The organism is Bradyrhizobium sp. WBAH42, from assembly GCF_024585265.1.
Lineage (GTDB): Bacteria > Pseudomonadota > Alphaproteobacteria > Rhizobiales > Xanthobacteraceae > Bradyrhizobium.
The window spans coordinates 1,460,986-1,485,741 of the sequence record NZ_CP036533.1; the positions used below are offsets into that span (position 1 = coordinate 1,460,986).

At 64.7% G+C, this 24,756-nt stretch carries 24 protein-coding genes; 11 read left to right on the forward strand and 13 right to left on the reverse strand.

The annotated features are described in order from the left end of the window. Positions 1–122 precede the first annotated feature (122 nt). From DCG74_RS06790 to DCG74_RS06835, 10 genes are all read right to left on the reverse strand, one after another. Positions 123–1,994 carry a bifunctional sugar phosphate isomerase/epimerase/4-hydroxyphenylpyruvate dioxygenase family protein gene (locus DCG74_RS06790; RefSeq protein WP_172786160.1) on the reverse strand — a complete coding sequence of 624 codons (1,872 nt, stop codon included), beginning with the start codon at positions 1,992–1,994 and terminating at the stop codon, positions 123–125. Beyond that, positions 1,991–3,049: a Gfo/Idh/MocA family protein gene (locus tag DCG74_RS06795; RefSeq protein ID WP_172786159.1), complete on the reverse strand. Its 1,059-nt coding sequence runs from the start codon at positions 3,047–3,049 to the stop codon at positions 1,991–1,993. Before DCG74_RS06795 ends, DCG74_RS06790 begins: the two co-directional genes overlap by 4 nt. Continuing rightward, positions 3,046–3,783: an ABC transporter ATP-binding protein gene (locus tag DCG74_RS06800; RefSeq protein WP_172786158.1), complete on the reverse strand. Its 738-nt coding sequence runs from the start codon at positions 3,781–3,783 to the stop codon at positions 3,046–3,048. The genes DCG74_RS06795 and DCG74_RS06800 overlap by 4 nt, the downstream gene beginning before the upstream one ends. Positions 3,784–3,896: 113 nt before the next feature. Then, entirely contained in the window at positions 3,897–4,640 is a 744-nt protein-coding gene (locus DCG74_RS06805; RefSeq protein WP_172786157.1) for an ABC transporter ATP-binding protein, read from the reverse strand. Continuing rightward, entirely contained in the window at positions 4,637–5,635 is a 999-nt protein-coding gene (locus DCG74_RS06810) for a branched-chain amino acid ABC transporter permease (RefSeq protein ID WP_172786156.1), read from the reverse strand. The genes DCG74_RS06805 and DCG74_RS06810 overlap by 4 nt, the downstream gene beginning before the upstream one ends. Next, positions 5,632–6,507 carry a branched-chain amino acid ABC transporter permease gene (locus tag DCG74_RS06815; protein WP_172786155.1) on the reverse strand — a complete coding sequence of 292 codons (876 nt, stop codon included), beginning with the start codon at positions 6,505–6,507 and terminating at the stop codon, positions 5,632–5,634. The genes DCG74_RS06810 and DCG74_RS06815 overlap by 4 nt, the downstream gene beginning before the upstream one ends. A 165-nt stretch (positions 6,508–6,672) precedes the next feature. Further along, positions 6,673–7,803: an ABC transporter substrate-binding protein gene (locus DCG74_RS06820; RefSeq protein WP_172786154.1), complete on the reverse strand. Its 1,131-nt coding sequence runs from the start codon at positions 7,801–7,803 to the stop codon at positions 6,673–6,675. A 56-nt stretch (positions 7,804–7,859) separates the two neighbouring features. Next, positions 7,860–8,735, reverse strand: coding sequence for a shikimate dehydrogenase (locus DCG74_RS06825; RefSeq protein WP_172786153.1), 876 nt, complete (start codon positions 8,733–8,735; stop codon positions 7,860–7,862). Positions 8,736–8,867: 132 nt separating this feature from the next. Further along, on the reverse strand, positions 8,868–9,806 hold the full coding sequence (locus DCG74_RS06830; protein ID WP_172786152.1) for a LysR family transcriptional regulator: 939 nt from the start codon (positions 9,804–9,806) through the stop codon (positions 8,868–8,870). A gap of 429 nt (positions 9,807–10,235) precedes the next feature. Continuing rightward, complete coding sequence (locus tag DCG74_RS06835; RefSeq protein WP_172786151.1) at positions 10,236–10,412, reverse strand: hypothetical protein; 177 nt, start codon at positions 10,410–10,412, stop codon at positions 10,236–10,238. Positions 10,413–10,578: 166 nt separating this feature from the next. On the opposite strand from DCG74_RS06835, the gene DCG74_RS06840 reads away from it, so the two are divergent. From DCG74_RS06840 to DCG74_RS06880, 9 genes are all read left to right on the forward strand, one after another. Further along, entirely contained in the window at positions 10,579–11,307 is a 729-nt protein-coding gene (locus DCG74_RS06840) for a LuxR family transcriptional regulator (protein ID WP_172786150.1), read from the forward strand. 85 nt (positions 11,308–11,392) lie between these two features. Further along, positions 11,393–12,052 (forward strand): acyl-homoserine-lactone synthase, encoded by a 660-nt coding sequence (locus DCG74_RS06845; RefSeq protein ID WP_172786149.1) that lies wholly within the window; start codon positions 11,393–11,395, stop codon positions 12,050–12,052. 1 nt (position 12,053) lies between these two features. Then, entirely contained in the window at positions 12,054–12,272 is a 219-nt protein-coding gene (locus DCG74_RS06850) for a hypothetical protein (RefSeq protein ID WP_172786148.1), read from the forward strand. A gap of 390 nt (positions 12,273–12,662) precedes the next feature. Beyond that, positions 12,663–13,580 carry a branched-chain amino acid ABC transporter permease gene (locus DCG74_RS06855; RefSeq protein WP_018644491.1) on the forward strand — a complete coding sequence of 306 codons (918 nt, stop codon included), beginning with the start codon at positions 12,663–12,665 and terminating at the stop codon, positions 13,578–13,580. After that, on the forward strand, positions 13,577–14,521 hold the full coding sequence (locus DCG74_RS06860; protein ID WP_172786147.1) for a branched-chain amino acid ABC transporter permease: 945 nt from the start codon (positions 13,577–13,579) through the stop codon (positions 14,519–14,521). The genes DCG74_RS06855 and DCG74_RS06860 overlap by 4 nt, the downstream gene beginning before the upstream one ends. Next, on the forward strand, positions 14,514–15,281 hold the full coding sequence (locus tag DCG74_RS06865) for an ABC transporter ATP-binding protein (protein ID WP_172786146.1): 768 nt from the start codon (positions 14,514–14,516) through the stop codon (positions 15,279–15,281). Before DCG74_RS06860 ends, DCG74_RS06865 begins: the two co-directional genes overlap by 8 nt. Continuing rightward, complete coding sequence (locus DCG74_RS06870; protein WP_172786145.1) at positions 15,274–15,987, forward strand: ABC transporter ATP-binding protein; 714 nt, start codon at positions 15,274–15,276, stop codon at positions 15,985–15,987. The genes DCG74_RS06865 and DCG74_RS06870 overlap by 8 nt, the downstream gene beginning before the upstream one ends. Positions 15,988–16,120: 133 nt before the next feature. Next, complete coding sequence (locus DCG74_RS06875) at positions 16,121–16,996, forward strand: AraC family transcriptional regulator (RefSeq protein WP_172786232.1); 876 nt, start codon at positions 16,121–16,123, stop codon at positions 16,994–16,996. Positions 16,997–17,181: 185 nt separating this feature from the next. After that, on the forward strand, positions 17,182–19,431 hold the full coding sequence (locus tag DCG74_RS06880) for a TonB-dependent siderophore receptor (protein WP_246708860.1): 2,250 nt from the start codon (positions 17,182–17,184) through the stop codon (positions 19,429–19,431). Between the two features lie 31 nt (positions 19,432–19,462). On the opposite strand, the gene DCG74_RS06885 is transcribed toward DCG74_RS06880, so the two are convergent. The 3 genes from DCG74_RS06885 to DCG74_RS06895 all read right to left on the reverse strand — a co-directional run bounded on the left by DCG74_RS06885 (position 19,463) and on the right by DCG74_RS06895 (position 23,336). Continuing rightward, entirely contained in the window at positions 19,463–19,795 is a 333-nt protein-coding gene (locus tag DCG74_RS06885) for a hypothetical protein (RefSeq protein ID WP_172786231.1), read from the reverse strand. Positions 19,796–20,383: 588 nt separating this feature from the next. Next, positions 20,384–21,832 (reverse strand): glutamine synthetase family protein, encoded by a 1,449-nt coding sequence (locus tag DCG74_RS06890; protein ID WP_172786143.1) that lies wholly within the window; start codon positions 21,830–21,832, stop codon positions 20,384–20,386. A 145-nt stretch (positions 21,833–21,977) separates the two neighbouring features. After that, entirely contained in the window at positions 21,978–23,336 is a 1,359-nt protein-coding gene (locus DCG74_RS06895) for an aromatic ring-hydroxylating dioxygenase subunit alpha (RefSeq protein ID WP_172786142.1), read from the reverse strand. Between the two features lie 113 nt (positions 23,337–23,449). Between DCG74_RS06895 and DCG74_RS06900 the strand changes: the two genes are divergently transcribed. Next, positions 23,450–24,235: an IclR family transcriptional regulator C-terminal domain-containing protein gene (locus DCG74_RS06900; RefSeq protein ID WP_172786230.1), complete on the forward strand. Its 786-nt coding sequence runs from the start codon at positions 23,450–23,452 to the stop codon at positions 24,233–24,235. 132 nt (positions 24,236–24,367) lie between these two features. Beyond that, positions 24,368–24,700 carry a PRC-barrel domain-containing protein gene (locus tag DCG74_RS06905; protein ID WP_172786141.1) on the forward strand — a complete coding sequence of 111 codons (333 nt, stop codon included), beginning with the start codon at positions 24,368–24,370 and terminating at the stop codon, positions 24,698–24,700. The last annotated feature ends 56 nt before the right edge of the window (positions 24,701–24,756 follow it).

A 24,756-nucleotide genomic window follows, 5' to 3' on the forward strand; every position in this document is an offset into this window, starting at 1 on the left:
GCCTCCTAACTATCTCCTCCGTCATTGCGAGCGCAGCGAAGCAATCCAGAATTTTTCCGCGGAGAGATTCTGGATTGCTTCGTCGCAAGAGCTCCTCGCAATGACGGCGTGGAGAGAGTGTCCTACACCCTCGGCATGCTGGCCGGGCGCACCTCGCGCGCCTGCGCTGCGAGCCTGATGCCGGCGTTGGCCGCACCAAAGCCCTGATAATCCCTGCGTTCGACAATCTCGAAAAAGAAGCGCTCGTCGAAGATGTGGGTGTAGACCTGGAAGAACTCGCCGTCGCCCTCGCGGTCGTAGAGGATGTGGTTGGCGCGCAGCTGCGCCATCAGTTCGGGCGAAAGATCGTATTTGGCTTCGATGTCGTCGTAGTAGTTGTCGGGGATGTCCAGGAAACCCGCGCCGCGCTGGCGCATCGCGGCGACGGTCGCAAAAATATCCTGACATGCGAAGGCGACATGCTGCACGCCCGAGCCGAAGAACTCCGAGATGAAGCGCGCCGGCAGGGTGCGGTTGGCGGAGGAGCCGTTGAGCACGAAGCGCAAGCTCTGGTCGCCGTTGATGACGGCCTGGCTCTGCACGAGGCCTCTGGGGTCGGCGATCTCCATCTGCGGCAGGCGCTTCAGGTCGAGGATGCCGGTGTAGAACAGCAGCCATGACAGCATCTCGTCATAGGGCATCGACTGCGCGATATGGTCGACGGCGAGCAGGGCATCGGCGCTTGCGTCACTTGCAACTGGCTCGAAATCGGTGTCCCAGTTCTTGCCGGCCTGGTCGAGAAAATAGAGCAGGCTGCCGCCGACGCCGTGGATCGCGGGGATCTCAAGCTCGCCCGGCCCGACCGGCTGGTAGAAGGTGCGCGCCTTCAGCGTCTCGGCGCGCTGCATGCCGCGGCCGGCATCGTCGACGTCGAGCGCGATGGCGCAGACGCCGGGACCGTGGGTGACATAGTGGGAATGCGCAAAGCCGTCGGTCTCGCAATTGACGACGAGCTCGACCTTGCCCTGCGACCAGCGCTCCACCGCCTTGCTGCGGTGCTGGCCGCTCTTGCGGAAGCCGAGCTGTGAGAACAGGCGGGCAAGCTCGCCGGCCTTGCTCTCGTTGACGGCAAACTCGATGAAGCCGGTGCCGCGGCTCTTCGCCTTCGGGGCCAGCGGCTTGCCGGCAAAATTCGGCCAATCCGGTGCGAGCTGGTCCTCCAGCAGGATCAGCGAGCGCAGGCCGTCGACCGCGGTCTGTGCGGCCGAGCCGGCGCGGAACTGGTCGTTGAAGATTTCCAGCGACAGCGGCCCGGCATAGCCGGTCGCCGCAACCGCCGCCATGAACTCGCCGACCGGCAGGTCGCCCTGGCCGGGAAAGGAGCGGAAGTGCCGGCTCCACGACAGGATGTCAAGCTCGAGCCTCGGCGCGTCGGCAAGCTGCACCAGGAAGATCTTATCGCCGGGGATCGAGGCCATGGCGCGGGTCGGAAAGCTAGGGGCCAGCGCGTGGAAGCTGTCGAGGATGACGCCGATCGCGGGATGATCGGCGCGGCGCACGATCTCCCAGGCGTCGCGATAATCGTTGACGTGGCGGCCCCAGGCCAGCGCCTCGTAGCCGACGCGCAAGCCGCGTCTGGCGGCGCGCTCGCCGAGCTCGCGAAAATCGTCAGCAGCGCGGTCAATGCCGCCGAGCGAGGCGGGCGAGACGTTGGAGCAGATCAGCAGGAGATCGGTACCGAGCTCCTGCATCAGATCGAACTTGCGCTCCGCGCGGGCGAAGTTGCGCGCGCGCTGCGGCTCCGGCATGCCCTCGAAATCGCGGAACGGCTGGAACGCACAGATCTCGAGATCGAGGTCCGCGCACATCTTCGCGATGTCGCGCGGGCCGGCGCCGAATGACAGCAGATCGTTCTCGAAGATCTCGACCGCATCGAAGCCGGCGGCGGCGATGGCGCGGAGCTTTTCGTCGAGCGCGCCGGAGAGGGAGACGGTGGCGATCGAGCGCTTGTTCATGCGGCCTGCTCCATGATCTGCCCCGGCGAGATCGTTTGCCCGGTGCGCGCGGCCTCGCTGACGGCTTCGACGACGGCAAGCGTTCCCATCGCATCCTCGACCGAGATCAGCGGCTGCTCGCGGCCGGCGATCATTGCGCAGAAATGCCGGAGCTGCTCGACCAGCGGATCGAACCCGGGCGGCGCGATGGTCGCGCGCGACAGCGGCGCGTACCAGCCGGGTTGCTGTGCGTAGGACCACAGCTCCATGTTCGGCACGGAGAGCGAACCCGCGGTGCCTGAGAAGATGTAGCAGGGCTGGTCCTGCTTGGGATAATCCCGGTTCTCGCCCGAGGCGAGCTCCCAGCTCCACGGCGCCGGCGTCGCATCCGACACGGTCACCGTTCCCAGCGCGCCGCTCGCGAAGCGCAGCAGCAGCGCGGCAGTGTCCTCGACCGCGAAGCCGCGCACCTTGTTCGAGGTCAGCGCCTGCACCTCGACGATCTCGCCGCAGATGAAGCGGAGATTGTCGATGTCGTGAATGAGATTGAGCAGCAGCGGCCCGCCGCCTGCTTCGCGTCGCCAGGCGACCTTGAAATAATCATCGGGCTTCTTGAGGAGCCACAGCCCGACCACGGCCGTGAGTTGGCCGAGCTTGCCGCCCGCCACCGTTTCGCGCGCCGACTTGATGATGGGATTATGCCGGCGGTGGTGGCCGACCAGCATCGGCACGCCGGTGCGTCTCACCGCTGCGCACAGGCGCTGTGCGGTGGCGACCGTCTCGGTCACCGGCTTCTCGATCAAAGCCGGCACGCCGCCTTCGGCGCAATCGAGCGCCATCGGCAAGTGCAGCGTGTTGGGCGAGGCGATGATGAGGCCGTCGGGCTTCGCTTGTCCGAGCAGCGCACGATGATCGGGATAGCAGGGCACGTTGTGCGCCAGGGCCAAATCCGTCGCGGCGGGCGAGGGGTCGGCGATGCCAGCGAGCTCGCAGTCCTTTGATGCCGCGATCACCTCGATATGGCGACGGCCGATCAGGCCGGCGCCGGCCACGGCGATCCGCATTTTCGCGCTCATGCTGCACTCTCCTCCATGGCGCCACCGAGGAAGAGCTGCCCGATGCGCGGATCATTCAAAATGCGCCTGGCGTCGTCGACCATGCGGGTCTGGCCAAGCTCGAGCACGATGCCGATGTCGGAGATCTCCAGCGCCGAGCGTGCGTTCTGCTCGATCATCAGGATGGTGACGCCGCGGTCGCGCAAGCTCTTGAGGATGTCGAAGGTCTGCTGCACCATCAGCGGTGACAGGCCGATCGAAGGCTCGTCGACCAGCACCAGCTTCGGCTCGAGCAGCAGGGAGCGGGCGATCTCGAGCTGCTTCTGCTCACCGCCGGAAAGCGTCGAGGCCTGCTGCGCGGACTTGCGCCGCAATGCCGGAAACAGGTCGAGCGCCGCCTCGATCCGTTTGGGCAGGTCGAGGCCCTTGTCGGCCGCGACGCCGCCGAGCTCGATGTTGTGGCGCACCGACAGCTCGGGGAAGATGTTGCGGCCCTGGGGCACATAGCAGATGCCGGCATTGAGCAGCGCGCGCTGGCTCAAACTGGTGACATCGCGGCCGGCGAAGCTGATCTTGCCCTCACGCAGCTTGAGCAGGCCGAAGATCGCCTTGAACACGGTCGACTTGCCGGCGCCGTTCGGGCCGATGATCGTCGTGATCGTGGCTGAAGGAACGGCAAACGTCGTGCCGTTCAAGATCGTCATCTTGCCGTAGCCGCCGACGAGATTGTGGACAGAGAGGATCGGGTCGCTCATCGCTCGCTCCCTACAGCATGATCCGGAAAAGTGCGCAGCGGTTTTCCGACAAGATCATGCTCAAACAATAAAACCAAAGCGCGATGACAATTCATTGTAATCTCCATCGCGCTTTAGTGTCCGAGATAGGCTTCGATCACGGCGGAGTTCTTGCGGACCTCGTCGGGCCGGCCCATCGCCAGCACCTTGCCTTCCGCCATCACCATCACGCGCGAGCACAGCGACATCACGAACTCCATGTTGTGCTCGATCACGACGAAGGTGGCGTTCTTCTCGCGGTTGATCGCGACCAGACGCTCCCTGAGGTCCGCCAGCATCGACGGGTTGACGCCGCCGGCGGGCTCGTCGAGCAGCACCAGGCGCGGGCCGCCCATGAAGGCCATGGCGGCATCGAGCAGCTTTTGCTGACCGTAGGAGAGACCACCGGCTGGCTCGTCGGCGAGATGGTCGAGCTTGAAGAAGCCGATCATCTGGTTGGCGGCCTCGGTCAGCCCGGCATCGGAGCGGCCGATCAGGCGCGAGGCCATGTTGCCCTGGTGCTCCTGTCCGGCGAGGATCAGGTTCTCGCGCACCGACAGCTTTGGGAACACCTGCAGCAGCTGGAAGGTGCGGCTGACGCCGAGCTTGTTGAGCTCGGAGGGGCGCAGGCCCGTGACGACCTGCCCGTCGAGCTTGACCTCGCCGCCTGTCGGCGTGAGCTGGCCGAGGATGCAGTTGAACAGCGTGGACTTGCCGCAGCCGTTCGGCCCGATCAGGCCGAGGATCTCGCCCTCGCGCACGTCGAACGAGACCCCGTTGACGGCGTGAATGCCGCCAAAGCTCTTCTTGATGTCGGTGACTTCGAGAACCGCGCTCATTGCACCGTCTCCAGGCGCGACTTTGCGACGGCGCGCAGCGCGGAGGCCGCCTTGGTGCGGCGTTCGGCGAGATAGCGATCGAGGATTCCGAGAATGCCCGTCGGCGACCAGATCAGCAGCAGCATCACGGCGACCGCGTAGAGCATCAGGTAATAGCCTTCCGTGAAGCGCAGCCATTCCGGTAGCAGCACCGCGATCATCGCGCCGAGGAACGGACCGAAATAGAAGCCGGCGCCGCCGACGATCACCATCAGCAGGAGGTCGAGCGAGAGCGACAGGTTGAACGGCACCGGATCGATATATTGCGTCAAGGGCGCGTAGAGCGCGCCGGCGGCGCCGCCGAGCGCCGAGCCGATCGCGAAGGCCATCAGCGTGTAGCGGCGGGTGTCGACGCCGAGCGATTGCGCGCGCAAGGGATTTTCCCGCAGCGCCATGAAGGCGCGGCCCCAGGGCGAACGGATCAGCCACCACACCGCCAATGAGACGATCGCGAGCGAGCCGAGGCAGACATAGTAGAACGGCAGCGGCTTGTTGGTCGCGATGCCGAAGATGTGCGGGCGCGGGATGTTGGAGATGCCGTAGATGCCCCCGGTGAGCCAGCTCTCGTTGCGGAACACCAGGAAGGCCAGGGTGGAGAAGGCCAGGGTGACAAAGGCGAGGTAATGGTGCTGCACGCGCAGCGCGGGATAGCCGAGCACCCAGCCGATCGCAAAGCTCAAGCCGATCGCGACCAGGATCGCCGCCGGCAGCGGCCAGCCATGCGTGGTCATGATCGCGGCCGCATAGGCGCCGATGCCGACGAAGGCGCCCTGCGCCAGCGAGACCTGGCCGGCATAGCCGAGCGTGAGATTGAGCCCCATCGCGGCGATGCTCATCACCGCCCATTGGCTGAGGATGAACAGGCCGTAGCGGTTGAAGTTCATGGGGACGATGATCAGCGCGGCGATGATGGCGAGGCCGAGCGCGATCTTCAGGGGTCTGGCGAAGCCGCTCATACGGTGCGCTCCTCGGCACGGCCGAGCAAGCCCTGCGGCCGGAACAGGATGACGGCGATCAGGAAGATCATCGGCACGGCGGCGCGGTACTGCGTCGAGACATAGGCCGCCGCGAGATTGTCGAGCACGCCGATCAAGAGGCCGCCGACGATCGCGCCGCGCACCTGGTTGAAGCCGCCGACGATCGCGGCGATGAAGGCGGCCTGGCCCAGCACCTCACCGGACGAGAATTTTGCGAGGTAGATCGGCGTGATCAGCAGCGAGGCCAGCGCGACGAGGAAGGCGTTGATCAGGAAGGTCAGCAGGATCATGCGCTCGACCGGCACGCCGATGATGCGCGCCACCGTCGGGTTCTGCGCCGCCGCCTGCATCTGGTGGCCGAGCGAGGTGCGGTTCAGCAGCGTGGTCAGGCCGAGAACGGCGAGAATGGCGACCGCGAGCACGCCGATGCTCTGCAGCGACACGGCATGGCCGAGGATGGAGACGTCGCCGGTCGGCACGATCGAGGGGAACGGCGAAGCCTCGGCGCTGAAGAACTGCTTGACGGCCTCCTTGATGCCGATCGCGAGCGCCATGGTCGCGATCGCGAGCGGCAGCACGCCGTGGCGCATCATCGGATCCACCAGCAGCAGCTTGAAGGCGAGGCCGAGCAGGATCATCGACAAGAGGATGCCGAGAATGATCGCGAGCCAGAACGGCGCGCCGACATGCATCGCCGCGAGCATCAGGAACGCCGGCAGCATCACGAACTCGCCTTGCGCGAAATTGATGGTCTGCGAGGTCTGCCACAGCAGCGTGAAGCCGACCGCAACCAGCGCGTAGATCGCGCCGGTGGCGAGTCCCGCGACCAGAAGATCGAATAGACTGGACATTTTCCCCTCTCTCTTCTCCCTCTCCCCGCTTGCGGGGAGAGGGTTGGGGTGAGGGGGAGTCTCCGCGAGGTCGCTGACAGTCGGACTCGTGGAGGCTCCCCCTCACCCGGAATTTGCTCGCGCAAATTCCGGCCTCTCCCCGCACGCGGGGAGAGGCGAACACCCTCACTTCACCTTGGGCAGCACCTGCTTCACCACCTGCTTGCCCTCGACCACCTCGACCAGGAAGCTCTGGCGGTCGATGTCGCCGGTGTCGCTGAAGGTGACGTCCATCAGGATGCCCGGCTCGTCCGCGGCCTTGATGGTGAGACCGTGCAGCGTGTCGGCGAACTTCTTCGGGTCGACCTTGCCCATCTTCTCGGTGGTGGCCTTCACCATGTAGACGGCGAGGTAGCCCTTCAGGCCGTTATGATCAGGGACGTAATTGTACTTCTTGGAGAACTTCTCGCGGAACGCCTTGATCAGGTCGACCGGCGCGTCGGTGGTGAGGCCGACATGGCCGCGCGCGCCGTTGGCGGCATCGCCGGCGAGCTCGATCACCTTCTGGCCGATCAGCGTGGTCTCGCCCATCAGCGGCGCGGTGACGCCCTGGCGCTTCAGCTCCTTCAGGATGCGCGCGCTCTCTTCTTCATTCAGGTAGACGAACACGGCATCGGGATTGGCGGCCTTGATCTTGCCGACGTCGGCGGCGAAGTCGGCCTGGCCCGCCTCGGTGGAGAGATCGGCGACGACCTTGGAGCCGAGCCGGTCGAGCTCCTTGATCATCACGTCGCGCCCGCCGCGGCCGAAGTCGTTGTTGACCCAGACCACCGCGACCGTCTTGGCCTTCATCTCGTCGTGGATGTACTTTGCGACCTTCGGCATCGAGGATTGCTGGCCGAACGAAGTGCGGAACAGGAACTTGTTGCCGCCTTGCGTCAGCTCGGCGGCTTCGCCGCCCATGATCTGCGCGATGCCGGCTTCGGCCGCGAGCGGCGCGGTCACCTTCACCGAGCCGGAATAGCCGGGTCCGAGCAGCACATAGGGCTCGGCGTCGAGCGCCTTCTGCACCTGGGCGCGCGCCACCCCCGGGTTGGACTGCGAGTCGGCGTGGCTGACCTCGAGCTTGCGGCCGAGCACGCCGCCCTTGGCGTTGATCTCCTCGATCGCGAGATCGATGCCGTTCTTCCAGTTCGTGCCGACGGTGGCGCCGCCGCCCGAGAGCTCCGCGACATTGGCGAGCTTGATCGCTTGGCCAAAGGCGCCCGTTGCAGTGATGACGGTGAGCAATGCGCCCACCACTAGCGTTGATTTCATCGTCCTCTCCTCCCGTTTCAAATCTTGCAAGCGGCCTTGTATCCGGCCGCTTCGCCTCAAGCTGCCTGATAGGCCGCGCTGCGCGCAGCCATCACGGCGTCAAAAGCCTCTCCCATGATCTCGGTCGATGGGGCAAGGCCTGTGAACAGTTCGAAGGCGTCGGCGGCCTGGTAAATCGCGAGCTCGCGGCCGGTCATGATCCGGGCGCCTTTCTCTCGCGCTGCGGCCAGCAGCGGCGTGATCAAGGGCGAATAGACGGCGTCGGCGACCCAAAGGTCCGCCCTGAGCAGCCCCACCGGAACCGGCGTGTCACGGTTCGGCAGCATGCCGACCGGCGTGCCGTTGACGAGACCGGTCGCGCCCTCGAGGGCGTCCTCGACGCTGGTGGCGACGCGGGCGCCGCGCGAGGCGAGCAGGGCGGCCAGTTTCTCGGCGCGCGCCGGCTCGCTGTCGAGAATGCGGATGTCGGCTACTTTCAGGCTCGCCAGCGCAAACGCGATGGCCTTGCCGACGCCGCCGGCGCCGATCACGGCGACGGCGTTGCCGGACGACGCCAGCAACGGCATCACCGCCCGCGCAAAACCCGTGGTGTCGGTGTTGTGGCCGGTCAGCCGGCCATCCCGGACGACGACGGTGTTGACCGCGCCCATGCTGGCCGCGCCTGGCGCCAGTGCGTCGAGCAGCGGCACGACCGCTTCCTTATAGGGGTAGGTGACATTGACGCCGGCAAAGCCGAGCCGCCGGACGCCCTCCAGCATCATGCGCAGCCCGGCCGCATCGGCGCCGGCGACCTCGATGAGCTGGTAATGGCCGCGCAGGCCGAGCGCCTCGGCGGCGCGCTCGTGCATGGCGGGGGACGCGGAATGCGCGATCGGCGCGCCGATCAGGCCGGTGAGGAGCTTCTTGCTGGCGGCGTATCCGCGTTTCGACATGGTTCGCGATCGTTTCGTTGGGAGCATCCGGCCCCGGCCATTAGCGGGGAAATCTGTGCAATTCCAGCTGCGACGATAGTCTTTCCCCCGCCTAACACAATTACCCTTTTGTCCTGCAAACCTAACATCATGTTACTTCCTTCGTCCGCGGGCCGGGGCGGCCTTGCCACTGCCGCGGGACGGCTCGACCGCGCGCATCTCGGTGCGCAGCGCCTCGATGAAGTATTCGGCGTGCAGAGACAGCGGCGTGCCGCGCTTGACCGCAACATAGGTGTCGAACCGCGTCGGCTCGGCGATCTTCAAGAGCTCGATGCCGGGATAGCCGCCATGGGCCACCGTGAACTGGTCGATGATGGCGATGCCGAGCCCCGCCTTCACCAGCGCGCAGACGGTGGTGCCGAAGCGCGCGCGGATGGTGATGTTGTAGTCGAGCCGATGGCGCGCGAAGATCTCGGCCATGATGCGGCCATAGGGATCGTTGGGATCGATGCCGATCAGTGGATAGCGCGTGATCTCGGCGGCCGAGACCTGCTTGCGGCCGGAGAGCTCGTGGCCCGGCGGCACGATGCAATAGAGCTCGCCCGAGGCGAGCGGCATGAAGTCGAGCCCGGAATGCTCGAGCCGATAGCTCATCGCCACGCACTCGCCGCGGCCGAGCATCAGGTAGTCGATGGCTTCCTCGAGCTTGAGGATGTTGATGTCGATGCCGAGATCGGGATAGCGGCGGCGGACGCGCTCGATCGCGCGCGGCACCATCACCTGCGAGATGCTCGGCACCGAGCCGATGCGTAATTCCGAGAGGCCGCCGCGGCCGATCTTGGAGATGATCTCGGAGAGGTCGTCGACCTTCTTGTAGACGCCGTTGATCTGCTCGAAAATGTTCTCGGCTTCCGGCGTCGGGAAGTAGCGCCCATTCTGGCGCTGGAAGAAGCGGATGCCGAGCGAGCGCTCGGTGTATTTGACGAGGCGGCTGATCCCCGGCGCCGAGACGTTGAGCAGCTTCGCCGCACCGCCAATGGTGCCCGTCACCATCACGGCACGGATCACTTCGACCTGGCGCAGCGTCATCATGGCCTTGAAATGTCCCTGGCATCGACAAGAGATCGTGGCGGCGATCATCTCACGAGAGATGCGATGTCATCCAGCGGCAAGTGTGTGTCGATGTGGACGGAGGCGCGGTGCTTTACCCTCCCCTGGAGGGGGAGGGTCGATCGCGCGAAGCGCGAGCGGGGTGGGGTGATCTCTCCACTCGGGCACTGTTCGTCGCGGAGGGACCGTCACCCCACCCCGTCTCACATTTCGCTGCGCTCAATATGAGACGACCCTCGGGCGAGCTACGCTCGTCCCGGACCCCTCCAGGGGAGGGTAAGAGCGCAGCAGGCTCGTTGCGGATGATGACGAAGCAACTTCCCGGTCAGAGTGTTCGACTAAAATCCGCGCGTTCAGATGGAGAGGCGTTCTCGTGGCGCGATCTGTTGCTTCGGCTGTTGCAACGGCACTCTAGCTCGCTGGCCCTTCCGGCAACACGCTCCCGGCCAGCTCCGCGCGCTCGCTCTGCAGCACCTCGCGCGCAAACTCGATGATCTTCTGCTTGTTTGCGGTTTCGCGGACGGCAAAAAACACGCGGTTCAATTCCAGGCCGAGCACACTGTTGAGGGCGATATCCTCGTCTTCCATCGTTGGTTTCCCGCTTCGACGCCTTCAGGTGTATCGTGGCGTCAATTCTGCCACAAGTAGTTTAAATCTTCAGAACGGATGAGCACCGGGAAACTACTGCCATAGCGAATTGAGGCAGTCTGCGAATACGTGCTATACGGGAGCGGCGAGGGTCAGGAAACTTACGATGTCCGCCGTTGATTATGGCCGGGAGGCGCTCGATTTCATCGAAGGGCTCGCAGCCCATACCAAGGTTTCGGACGCCATGGACGCGCTTGCAACCGCGTTCGGTCGCTACGGTTTCGAACATATCATCGTGACGGGCTTGCCGAATCCCGAGCAGCGCTTTTCCCAGATGGTGCTTGCCAAGAAGTGGCCGGCGGAGTGGTTCAGCCTCTATACCGAAAAGAGCTACGACCGGGTCGATCCCGTGGTTCGCAAATGCCGGCAGACGGTGAACCCTTTCGAATGGTCCGAAGCGCCGTACGATCCGGAGCTGGAGCCCGGTGCGGTCGAGGTGATGCGGCGCGCAGCCGATTTTCGCATGTCGCGCGGCTTCGTCGTGCCGATCCACGGCTTGACTGGCTATGAGGCCGGCGTCTCGCTCGGCGGCGTCCACCTCGATCTCAATGCGCGCAGCAAGCCGGCGCTGCACCTGATCGGGATGTACGGCTTCGATCACATCCGCCGTTTGCTGGAGCCGGTGCCGCATCCGTCCACGCGTCTTACCCCCCGCGAGCGCGAGGTGATCGCCTGGGCCTCGCAAGGCAAGTCTGCCTGGGAAATCGGCGAGATCCTGCACATCACGCAACGCACCGCCGAAGAGCATCTTGCAACTGCTGCGCGCAAGCTCGGCGCCGTCAACCGGACGCATGCGGTCGCCATCGCGATCCGCCACAGAATCATCACTCCCTGAAATCTTCGCCTACTGGGAAATTTCCCAATAGTCGATTTTTCCTTTTTCGCTGAGGCTGCCCCCATTTCAAGCCATGGGGGACTTCATGATTCATGTGATTTCTTGCGTCAATCGGCACCTATACGAGGACGTTCTCGAACAGCATTTCCGAATTCGTCACGAGATTTTCGTCGAGGAGCGGAAATGGGAGGCGCTTCGCAAGCCCGATGGCCGCGAGATCGACACCTACGACAACGAGGACGCGGTCTACCTGCTGGCTCTCGAAAACCGCCGTGTGCTCGGCGGCTCCCGCCTGTATCCGACCACCCGGCCGACGATGATGAGCGAGGTTTTCCCGCATCTCGCCGCGGTGCGCGGTTGCCCTGCGGACCCGCTGGTCTGGGAGTGGTCGCGCTTCTTCGTCACGCGCGAGCGCCGCGATGGCGAGTTCAATTTACAATTGATGGCGGCCGCGCAGGAATTCTGTCTCGATCAGGGCATCGAACGGCTCTGCCTCGTCATGGAGACGTGGTGGTTGCCGCGGTTCCACGACATCGGATTTGTCGTGACGCCGTTGGGATTGCCGGCGCTGGTGGAGAATTCCTGGACCATGGCGGCGACCATCGAGATGCGCCAGGAGTCGCTCGATGTCGTGCGCGACCGTATTGGGATGACGAGCATCGTCCAGCAGGACGGTCCGCGGATCGACTGCATCGCCCGTGCCAACCTCCGCGGTCATGCTGCCGCGCAACGAAAGAGCGCCTGAAATGTCGAACGTGATGCGGGACAGCCAGATCATGGCGCAAATCCGGGACGAGGATCTCGGCTACATGTCCGACATGGCGCTCGAGCTGGCGCAGATGGCGGAAGACACCGGATTGACGACGCTCGCCTATCTGTTTCGGATGGCGGCCCTGGAGGCATCGACGGCCAACAGCGTCCTCACCGAGCCGGAGGAGCTCCCCCGGCAGATGACGTCGCACTAGGCGCAACATGATCGCACCCTCTCATCGCCAGCCGGTGAGAGGGTGATGTCATTTGAGTGCGGCAGGTTGCCTCACGGCGGGCGGCAGCCTTTTTGCATTGCAAGGCGCATATCGGCGCCCCTTTGCTGCACGAAGAAGCGCCGGATGCCTAAAATCCTCTATTGCTCCGAATTGTTTTAAGCCTAAAATGTTTTCTAGATCGTGCTGCCGGGTGCAATCCGCATGTGCCGAGATGCAACAAAGTGCATGTCTGGTGTCGAATCGCTCTTGCCTAGGAACGATACTGCCATTACCCATTTTTCGGCCTTGAAGAGGCAGGGGGAGCTCTTTCACTGATGGCGACTGTGTTCGAACATCGGCGCAACGCTGCGCGCGCCTGAAAGAGTCTTGATGCTGCTCGTCGTCGAACAATTCTTGAATGGGCTGCAGTTCGGCCTGCTGCTGTTCCTGCTCGCCGCCGGCCTGACGCTGGTGTTCGGGATCATGGATCTCGTCAACCTTGCGCACGGCTCGCTCTACATGATGGGCGCCTATTTCGCCGCGACCTTCGCGGCGTGGACCGGCAGCTTCCTGCTCGGCGCGCTGATGGCGCTGGGAGCCACGCTCGTGCTCGGCATCGTGCTGGAGGTGACGGCGCTGCGGCATCTCTACGGCCGCGACCATCTCGACCACGTGCTCGCGACCTTCGGCCTGATCCTGTTCTTCAATGAAGCCGTGCGGCTGATCTGGGGCCCGGCGGGCCTGGCGTTGCCGCTGCCGGCCTGGCTCACGGTGCCGGTGCCAATCCTGCCCGGCATTCATTATCCCGCCTATCGGCTCGCCATCATCGCGGTGGCGCTGCTGGTCGCGCTCCTGCTCTATCTCGGCGTGATGCGCACCCGCATCGGCATGCTGATCCGCGCCGGCGCCTCCAACCGCGAGATGATCGGTGCGCTCGGCATCAACATCAAGCTGCTCTACACGCTGGTGTTCGGCCTGGGCGCCGCGCTCGCGGGCCTCGCCGGCCTGATGCAGGCGCCGATCCTCACCGTGCAGATCGGCATGGGCGAGAACATCCTGATCCTCGCCTTCGTCATCATCGTCATCGGCGGCATCGGCTCGATCCGCGGCGCCTTCCTCGCCGCGATCTTCGTCGGCATGATCGACACGCTCGGCCGCGCCTTCCTGCCGAACCTGCTCCGCCAGGTGCTGAGCGGCGCCGCCGCGTCCACCGCCGCACCCGCGCTGTCCTCCATGCTGATCTATCTCCTGATGGCGATCGTGCTGGTGGTAAGGCCGGAGGGGCTGTTTCCGGCCAACCGTCGATGAAGGGTTTGAGCGTGAGCAAGGCCGTCACGGCCCTGATGCTGGCGGGCCTCGTGCTGCTGCCGCTCTATTCGCAGCTGTCCGGCAACATCTTCATCCTGACGCTGTTCACCCGCATCATCATCCTGGCGCTGGCGGCCGCGAGCCTCAACCTGATCATGGGGTTTGGCGGCATGATGAGCTTCGGCCATGCCGCCTATCTCGGCATCGGCGGCTACGCCGTCGGCATGCTCGCGCAGGAAGGCTTAGGTTCCGGCTTCATCCAGTTTCCGGTCGCGCTCGCCGCGTCTGCGATCTATGCGCTCGTGATCGGCGCGCTCTCGCTTCGCACCCGCGGCGTCTACTTCATCATGATTACGCTGGCCTTCGCGCAGATGGCCTATTACGTCGCCTCGGGGCTGGCGCGTTACGGCGGCGACGACGGCCTCACGATCTACAATCGCAGCGACTTCTCCGGTCTCATCAATCTCGGCAATCGCGTGCAGTTCTACTATCTCTGCCTCGCCTGCCTGTTCGGCGTCGTCTTCCTGATCTGGCGCATCGTCAATTCGCGCTTCGGTCTCGTGGTGCAGGGCCTGCGCTCCAACGAGCAGCGCATGCAGGCGATCGGCTTCCCGGCCAAGCGCTACAAGCTGGTCTGCTTCGTCATATCGGGTACCATGTGTGGCTTGGCCGGCGCGCTGCTCGCCAACAACACCGATTTCGTCAGCCCGGCCGTGATGTACTGGACCCGCTCCGGCGACCTCATGGTGATGGTGATCCTCGGCGGTATGGGCACGTTGTTCGGCCCGATCATGGGTGCGGTGGTGTTCCTGCTGCTGGAGGAGTTCCTGTCGCAGATCACCGAATATTGGGCGCTGATCATGGGGCCGCTGCTGCTGCTCATCGTGCTGTTCGGCCGCGGCGGCATCATGGGCGTGCTCGGGAGGGCTGGCCGTGGCTGAACCCTTGCTCCGCGTCGAAAAGCTGGTGCGCCGCTTCGGCGGCATCATCGCGACCGACAACGTCTCGCTCGACGTCGCATCCGGCGAGCTGCACGCCATCATCGGCCCGAACGGTGCCGGCAAGACCACGCTGATCAGCCAGCTCACCGGACATCTCGCGCCGCATTCCGGCAGCGTCTCGCTGGCGGGGCGGGACATTACCCACTTGCCGGCATATCGCCGCTGCGCGCTCGGTCTTGCGCGTTCGTTCCAGATCACCTCGCTGCTGCTCGACTTCACCGCCGCCGACAATGTCGCGCTGGCGGCGCAGGCGCATGCCGGCACCTCGTTTCGCTTCTTCGCCAACGCGCGCAAGGAGCGACCCTTGCGCGATGCCGCACACGCCGCGCTCGACCGCGTCGGTCTCGGCCATCGGGCCGATGTCGTGGTGAACAGGCTCAGCCATGGCGAGCGTCGCGAGCTCGAGCTTGCCGTTGCGCTCGCCAGCAAGCCGAAGCTGCTGCTGCTGGACGAGCCGATGGCCGGCCTCGGTGTCACCGAATCCCAGCGCATGGTGAAGCTGCTCCAGGAGCTGCGGAAGGAGGTCTCGATCGTGCTGGTCGAGCATGACATGCCGGCGGTGTTCGCGCTCGCCGACCGCATCTCGGTGCTGGTCTATGGCCGCGTCATCGCCTCCGGCGATCCGGCCGCGATCCGGGCCAACGAAGACGTCAAGCGCGCCTATCTCGGCGATCAGCACGTGGTGACGCATCATGACTGACACGCTGCTCGACGTCGACGGCATCGAGACCTGTTACGGCCTGTCCCAGGTGCTGTTCGGCCTGTCGCTGTCGATCAAGCCGGGCGAGATGGTCTCGCTGATGGGCCGCAACGGCATGGGCAAGACCACCACCATCCGCTCCATCATGGGCCTGACGCCGGCGCGCGCAGGCACCATTCGTTTCGCGGGCGCTGAGGTGCGGCAGCTTCCGTCCTACAGAATCGCCAAGCTGGGCGTCGGTCTCGTTCCCGAGGGACGCCAGATCTTCCCGAACCTCACCGTGCGCGAAAACCTGGTCGCGGCTGCGGCCGATCGCTTCAACAGCGATAATCCCTGGACGCTCGCGGCCATCTACGTGCTGTTCCCGCGCCTGGCCGAGCGTGCGTCCAACATGGGCAACCAGCTCTCCGGCGGCGAGCAGCAGATGCTCGCAATCGGCCGCGCGCTGATGACGAATCCCAAACTCCTGATCCTGGACGAAGCGACCGAGGGCCTCGCGCCGCTGATCCGCGAAGAAATCTGGAACTGCCTGTCGTTGCTCAAGAGCCGGGGCCAGTCGATCCTGGTCGTCGACAAGAACGTCGATCATCTCGCCCGCATCTGCGATCGCCACTACATCATCGAGCGCGGCAAGACGGTGTGGAGCGGCACCTCCGACGAACTGATGGCCGCGCCGGACTTGCAGCACAAATATCTGGGAATCTGACGCGTTCGTTGCCTTCCCGGCGCAACGCAAGCTTCCTTCGAGCAAATCCAATTTCGAAATCCTCCAAACTGCGCGCTGAGCTCTTGAGCGCGCCGCCGTCAGCCGTCAAAGAAGGCGCGGCGTTGTGGATTCGATGCGGGACTTTTACGAGCAAATTGTCGGGTTGCCTCAGGACGACATCGGTTCCGCACAGCGAGGGGCCGCCCAATGGCTGGATTATCCGGGCTGTGTGTTCGTCAAAGGTGAGTTTCGAGCAGACGCCGAGGGGCCTGCAATCGCGGCGCCGGGCCTGTTCATCTCGGTAGCGTTCGATGAAGCCGACACTGGCCGCGGCACTCTGACGCGCTCAATCGGCGAGAGGCGGATGGGCGTGATGGCCGTGCGCGAGTCCCTCGCCGTGAAACGCTCAGTGCGGTGTGGGGAGCGGCCCGCCATCGGCCTCGCGTTGCCCGAAGCTTCCATCGATCAGCTCGGACTCGGCGCCGCGTTTCGGGCGCTGTTCAAGGACGAGAGATCTGGTGCGGTCATCGTCTCGCGGACCGCACCAGCGCGGGTGCGGGCGGTCGCGGCGGAAATGTTCTCGCCGCCGGTCGCCGGAAACGCGGCGCGATTGTTGTTGTCGGCGCATGCCGCCGAGATCGTCGTCCATGTCTTGTTCGGTGAGTGCGGCCGGATCGCGGTTGATCCGGCGACAGATCTCCAGCGCATTCGACTGCAATCGGCCAAGGAGCGGATGGACGCCGACCTTGCCTATCCCTGGAGCATCGACGAGCTGGCGCGCAACGCAGGCCTGAGCCGACGATCTTTCAATCAGAAATTCCAGATCGCCTATGGCGAGAGCTCCATCGATTATCTGAGGGCCCGCCGGCTCGATACCGCACGATCCCTTCTGATACACCAGCGCTTGTCGGTCACCGAGGCGGCCTATCGGGTCGGCTACACCCATCCGGCGAACTTCGCGACGGCCTTTCGCAGGCGCTTCGGTCATTCGCCGAGCCGCTGCCAGTAACAGCAGCACGCGATGCGCGGCCTCAGGCCTCAGTCTTGAAAGCCTCCACGTGGAATCAAAGGCGATTTGCGCGGTCGCAAAGGCGCCGTGCGCCTCGATCTGGTTACTCCCGGGTTGTCCAAAGACGGAGCTTGGGGAAGACGATGAGGCGTGGCGACGGGCAAACGTTCGGTTGGGAACGGGTGATGAAGGCTGGTCTGGGTGTGGCCGGTCTGGGCGCGGTTTTGCAGTCGACGCCGAGCCTCGCACAGGTCTCCGGGACCAATTCGGGATCAACGGCCGCGACATTGCCGCCCGTCACCGTGGAGGCGCCGAGCCAGGTGCGTCCGCGCGCCCCGTCTACCCAGCGCAATTCACCATCGCAGCGCGGCCGTGTCGCGGCGCAACGCGATGCCGCCTCCAGGCAAGCCGGAAGCCGGGATGCGCGCGAGGCAGGTGGCAGTCGCGCCACGATGTCGAGCGAGAACAGCTACGTCGCGAACGGCAGCTCCGCAGGCACCAAGACGAACACGCCCCTGCTGGAGACACCGCAGTCGATCTCGGTCGTGACGCGCAAGGAGCTCAACGACCGCGCCGTGCAGACGCTGACGGAAGCAGTCGGCTATGAGCCGGGCGTGCGCATCGATGCCTCGGGCTACGATCCGCGCTTCGACGCCATCTCGATCCGGGGCTTCGACATCACCTATAACGGCATCTATCTCGACGGCCTGCGTCTCGTCGGCGCCGGCCTTGGCGTGTTCAAGACGGAGCCTTATGGGGTCGACAGCATCACCGTGGTCCGCGGCCCGAGCTCGGCGCTCTATGGCCTCGGCTCGCCAGGCGGACTGATCGATCTGCAAAGCAAGCTGCCGACCAGCCAGCCGTTCCACGAGGTGCAGACGCTGTTCGGCGACCGCGATCGCGTCCAGGGCAATTTCGATGTCTCGGGGCCGATCGATCCCAACGGCCAATTCTCTTATCGGCTGACCGGCGTGGTGCGCGACGCCGACGTCTTCGTGCCGGGAGGCAAGGACAATCGCACCTATGTCGCTCCGGCCGTCACCTGGCGACCGGATCAATCGACAACCCTCACGCTTCTCGGCGCCTATCAGAGATCGAAGACGCCGGGCTCGATGTTCACCTATTCGGCGGGGACCGGCACCACCACGGATATCTTCACGGGCAGCCCGTCTTACAATTCGCTCGATCAGGAGCAGGGGCGGGTCGGCTATCTGTTCGAGCACGCGTTCAACAACGCCGTGACCGTTCGCCAGAAATTCCGCTACGTCGATCTCGACGCGGTTACGCGCTACGTCGGCTTTCTCGGTGTTCCCGTCGGCAATGTCGTGTCGCGTTATACCGGCTACGTCCACGACACGCTGCAATCGGCCATCATGGACAACCAGGTCGAGGCAAGGCTCTCCACTGGCCCCGTGCAGCACACGCTCCTGGTCGGCACCGACTATACGTCGTCGAGGTTCACCGACAAGCAGGGGTTCGGCTTCGGCGTGTCCGATCTCAATCTGGCTGCGCCGGTCTATGCGCCGGAATCCATTCCGGATCCCGCGATCTCGTCCTCCACGGCGCAGCGGCAAACCCAGTCCGGCGTCTACATTCAGGATCAGGCCAAGCTGGACCACTGGATCCTGACGCTTAGCGGCCGCAGCGACTGGGTCCGCACCACGAGCGAGGACCTGTTCGCGCTGACGAGACAGGCGCAGTCCGATCAGGCCTATAGCGGGCGGGCAGGACTGACCTATGTGTTCGATTCCGGTGTGGCGCCCTACGTCGCCTATTCGACGTCGTTCTTTCCCAATCTCGGCGTCGATCCGTCGGGCGCCTTCTTCAAGCCGACCACCGGCAAGCAGACCGAGATCGGCGTGAAGTATCAGCCGCTGGGGACGCGGAGCTTCATCACCGCCGCGCTGTTCGACCTGACCCAGGATGGCGGCCTGGTGACGACGGGCGCGGGCGTGACGATCCAGCGCGGCGAGATTCAAAGCCGCGGCTTCGAATTGCAGGGGCTCGCAAGCCTCGGCAACGGTTTCGATATCACCTCGTCCTACACCTATCTCGACATGGTCACCAAGCAGGCCGGCGACAGCGCGCTGGTCGGCAAGTTTCCGTCCGGCAATCCTCCGCACACCGTGACACTGTGGGGGAATTATGCCCTGCCGCTGGCTGGCCCCTTCGCGGGCCTGAGCGTCGGTGCCGGCGCGCGCTACATGTCCTGGAGCTATGGCGATGATCTGAACACGTTCAGGAACAGCTCGGTGACGCTGGTCGACGCGGCGCTGAAATACGATTTCGGCCAGGCGGCGAAGGAGCTGAAAGGGCTTCAGTTCCAGGTCAACGCCAAGAACCTGTTCAATGTGCACTACACGACCTGTCAGGTCGGTTATTGCTACCGGGGTGCGCCGCTCACCGTCATCGCCACGCTCGGCTATCGCTGGTGAGCGTAGCTGCCGGGCGGATGCGGCCGGACGATTACCAATAGATCCCGTGGCGGTGCAGTTCGCGGATCACACGGGCTTCCACGGACGGCTGCCGGCGTTTCGGCTTTGGCGTTTCGGTCGTCTTTGCCGCCGGCGTGGTGGTTGATTGCGCCGGAGCTGCGGCTGTCGGTGTCGTCGCGGCGGGCGCGGCCGGCGTCTGGACGTTTGCCGGTGAGGCTTGCGTCGCCTGCGGCGGCGTGGCGGCCGGCTGCTCGGTGGCCGGCTGGTTCGGATTGGCCGCCGCCAGGCTGAGGCTCCGCGAGCCTCCGGCGTGGGCTTGGCTTGCGAGCAGCGACATCGCAGCGATCAGGATCAGCTTGCGCATGGAAATCCCCGTCATCTGGTCAATCGATCTTACCTAATTCCCGTGGGGCTCAACGCGCGAGACGGTGCACGCCGATCTCGACCAGGGTGGTCCGGCAGGACAGGCGATAGATCAGGCTGAAAAGCTGACTCCACATGACCGAACTCCGTTGTTGATCATTGGAAGGCGTTGTACGCCGCCTGCCTTTCCGGCGTTTTTCGCCGGATGAGGAAAATGGCTTCGTCCGGGGCCGGCGCGATGTCGTCGGAACATTCCGGAAGAAGTCGCCTCACGCCGGCGTGAAGCAGCGTGCCGATCAAGGCCTGACCGGATTCCGATAGAGGCCGGTAGTTGTCCCGAGATGAAGCGTGCGCAGCGCGGCAGTATCGTGCGGGCGGCTTTCAGACCCCGGTTGTTGTATGAGTTCCGATCGCGAAGACGAGCCGCCGATCCTCATCTGCTCAAAATGCAGGCGCCCGATGAAGTTCCTGGCGACACTACCTGGAATAGTCACGCTGCCTGCGGAGCACGTTTATTTTTGCGTCCAGTGCCGCCGGGTGGACACGATTCGGCTGAAGTGAGGCGCCGGCGCCGGCGAGCCCGACCTGCTCAAAACACCTCGAAATATTCGCGATGCTCCCAGTCGGTCACTTCCGACAGGAAGCGGTCGATCTCGGCGTTCTTGATGTGGGTGTAGTAGTCGACGAACTCCGCCCCGAGCTTCTCGCGGAAGAACGGGTCGTCCTTGAGCGCTGAGACCGCATCGCGCAAGCTTTTCGGCAATGGCGGCGCCTTGGTCTCGTAGGGCGTGTCGGCCGAGGGGCCGGGATCGAGCTTGCGGTCGACGCCGTCGAGGCCGGAGAGAATCTGCGAGGCCATGTAGAGATAGGGATTGGCCGCGGGCTCACCGATGCGGTTCTCCAGGCGCGTTGAGGCATCACCGGCGCCGCCGAGCACGCGGATCATCACGCCGCGATTGTCGCGGCCCCAGATCGCACGGTCGGGCGCCAGCGAATAGGAGCGATAGCGCTTGTAGCCGTTGATGGTGGGCGTGGTGAACAATGTCGAGGCGCGGGCGTGATCGAGCAGGCCGGCGAGGTAGGATTTGCCGAACGCGCTGAGCGGCTCGCCGCCATCCTTCGCCGCTTCCTGGGCCATGAACAGATTGTCGCCGCTCGCGCGCGAGACGATCGACTGATGCAGGTGCCAGCCGCTCGCGAACACGTTCGGCAGCTTCGGCCGGCACATGAAGGTGGCGTGATAACCATGGCGGCGCGCGATCTGCTTCACCGCGCTGCGGAACAGCACCATGTTGTCGGCGGGCTCCACGCCCTTCTTCGGCTGGAACGTGAATTCGCACTGGCTGGGGCCGAACTCCACCTCGACCGAGCGCAACGGCAGCCCCAGCGCGACGATGTCGCGGCGCAGGATCTCCAGCACCGGCTCCATCTGATCGAAGCGTTGCTCGGTGAGATATTGATAGCCGTGGCTGAGCAGGCTGACCGAGGGCGGCGTGCCGGGCTGGCCTGCGTCTTCCGCGCGCATATGCGGATCGTCGAGCCTGAAGATGTGGAATTCCACTTCGAGCCCCGCGACGAAATCGTGGCCGCGCGTGCCGAGCTCACCGAGGACGCGCTTGTAGAGCCCGCGCGTCGCGAAAGGCACGGGACGGCCGTCGTTGAAATAAAGGTCGCACAGCACCCAGCCCGTGGTGGGCGCCCACGGCAGCACGCGAAACGTGGTGGGATCAGGCACCATCAGCACGTCGGCCGCGCCCTCCATCTCCTTCATGCCGAAGCCGCCGCCTGCCGTGAACACGGGGAATACCGTGCGATGCGAGGTATCCTTGGCCAGCATGGTGGTGGTGATGGAGCAGCCGCTCTCCAGCGAGGCGATCGCCTCGGATGCGACGATGGTCTTGCCGCGCAGGATGCCGTGCTGGTCGGGGAAGGCGAGGCGGATGACCTCGAGGTTCTTCTCCTCGGCGATGCGGCGCATGCGCTGGGCTGCGTCCCTCTGCTCATCCGACCACAGCGCATGTCGCGCGACGAAAGTCACTTTGCTACTCCTCCAGTCGTGAGGCGCGAAGCATGCGCCACATTCTCCGTCATTGCGAGGAGCTCTTGCGACGAAGCAATCCAGAAATGCATCCGCGGTGACAGACTGGATTGCTTCGCTTCGCTCGCAATGACGAGGATAGACGTCACTCGGCCGCCGTCAGCCGGTGCACGTTGTCCGCGATCTCCTTCGGCACCGGCGCGGTCCATGGCGCGCCGCGGCGGCGCTTGACGTCGACTTCCATCCAATAGGTCTCCCAGCCCCGCGTCGGTCCGATGCCGTCCATCGTCGCTGGCCCCTGAATGCTGCGCGCGTTGGCCGCGTCCAGAAACAGCATCGGCCTCTCGCCGCCGGAGACCTTCTCGATCTCCTGCCGCAGCAGGCGGCGATACTGCACGATCGCCTTGTCGCTCTGTCCGAGATGCTCCTTGGTACGATCCTGGATCGCGCCCATCGATTCCACCGCCCACTGGTCGTGGACGTTGATGTCGTTGCCCATGCCGGTATAGGTCGCGGTCTGCTGCTCGTGCGGATCGAAACCGTAATCGTTAGCTCGGTTCTTGCGCGATTTGTAGTCGGGCAGCTCGTAGAGCTCGAGCCGCTGGTCGCGCATCTTCTGCTTGTCGACCGGGTTCGAATAGCTGGTGAAGATCGCGTACCAATAGCAGTTCTCGTCATCGACAGGCACGTGCCACTGCGTGATCGTCATCTCCGTGCTCATGGGGATGACGAAGCCGTGCGGGAACAGCTGGTTGGTGACACGCACATGGGTGCGCTCCTCGTCGATCTCGCGCAGCGCGATCAGGCGCAGGCCGTATTCGGTGTGCTCGACATTGATGATCGGGCGATCGTATTCGCGCAGGATCTTCGTCATCGGCAGATCGCTGCCGGCGGAGGCGCCGCGAAACTGCTTGCCATAGGCGGTGGAGGTGTCCTCGTCCTCGAAGAAGCGGTGCAGATAGGAGGCGTGGGCGGGATCGATGCCGACCTCCAGCGCCTGCAGCCAGTTGCAGGCCATGTGCCCCTTGAACGCGAAGGTATGGCTGCTTGGTGCAATGAAGCAGTCGAGCTCCGGGAACGCCGGCGGCTCACCCTCGCCGAGATAGGCCCATAGGATGCCGCTCTTCTCGACGACGGGGTAGGAGCGCTGGCGGATGTTCTGGCAAAGCTTGGAATCCTTCGGCTCGGCCGGCGTCTCGATGCACTGGCCGGTGGCGTCGAACAGCCAGCCATGGAAGGCGCAGCGCAGGCCACCATGCTCGAGCCGTCCGAAGGCGAGGTCGGCGCCGCGATGGGCGCAGTGGCGGTCGATCAGCCCATAGCGCCCGGTCTCATCGCGGAACAGCACCAGATTCTCGCCGAGCAGTTTCACCGGACGGATCGGCCGCGCACCCTCCAGCTCGTCCACCAGCGCCGCCGGCTGCCAGTAGCTCCGCATCAGCTTCCCGCACGGATCCTTCGGCCCGGTGCGGGTGATCAGGTCGTTCTGCTCCTGGCTCATCATGGCGGTCGCGTCCTTTTCTGGAGAAGCGTTCTGTTCGCCTATTGAACGAATGGGCGAATTATGACATGAGCTGGAGCGCCAGCAAGTACTATTTTGCAGGATTTTCCCCTGACATGCCCAAGCTGAAGCGGACTGAGACTGACGAGCGCGCAACGGATTTCGTCGAGGCCCTCGACCGCGGGCTGCGCCTGCTGCAGTGCTTCGGCACAAATGCCGGCCCGATGACGCTGAGCGATCTCGCCCGCACTGCCGATCTGCCGCGCGCGACGGCGCGGCGCATGCTGTTCACGCTCCAGCGCGGCGGCTTCGTCAGCGGCGATGGGAAACTGTTCTCGCTGACGCCGCATGTGCTGACGCTGGCCGCGTCCTATTTGCGATCCAACCAGCTCGTCGCGGTGCTGCAACCGGTGCTCGATCGCGTTGCGACGGCGGCGAATGAAATCTCCTCGCTGGCCGTGCTCGACCGCGACGAGGTCGTGTTCATCGCCCGCAGCAGTCCGGCGCGCATGTTCTCCGGCGGCCTCGAGATCGGCTACCGCCTGCCGTCCTTCTGCACCTCGGTCGGCCGCGCCATGCTCGGCCAACTCGACGACGCCGATCTCGCTGCCCGGCTGAAGACGATGAAACGGGAGGCGCTGACGCCGCAGACGGTGACCGATCCGAAGGCGCTGCTCGCGCGCATCGCTGCCGACCGGGCCCAGGGCTATTCGCTGGTCGACCGCGAGGCCGAGCCGCACTTCCGCTCGATCTCGGTCCCCGTCCGCCGCTACGACGGCGTGATCGTCGCCGCCATCAACATGGGCGCGCATGTCGACCGCGTGCCGGCGCAGGAGCTGATCGACCGCTTCCTGCCGCTGTTGCGGGACGGTGCGGAGGCGGTGCGTTCGCAGTTGCTGTAAGCGTGTAGGGTGGGTTAGCCGAAGGTGTAACCCACCACTTCCGTCCACGCGGAAACTAAAGAGGTGGGTTACGCTTCGCTAACCCACCCTACTCAGCTATAATGCGCTCCACACAAGACCAGGGAGCACGCCATGCAACACACCATGGTTCCCAGTGATCGCGTGGAGCACGTCGCCGTCTACGGACGCGACGGCACGAAGCTCGGCACGATCGAGCGACTGATGCTCGACAAGATGAGCGGAACGGTCGCCTATGCCGTGATCAAGACCGGCGGGCTGCTCGGTACACGTCACCATTATCCGCTGCAGTGGAGCGCGCTGAAATACGATCCGGCACGGCAGGCGTTCCAGATCGAGCAGACGCTGGACGAACTCAGCAGCGGCCCGTGCGAGTTCGATGGCGACGCGTTCGACTGGGGCGACCGCTCGCGGCCCTACCCGCATCCGAATTACTGGTCGATCTAGCGGGGAAACGGTCGGCCAGCGCGCATTCTCGGCGCGGATGCGGCTGGCTCAAGCAG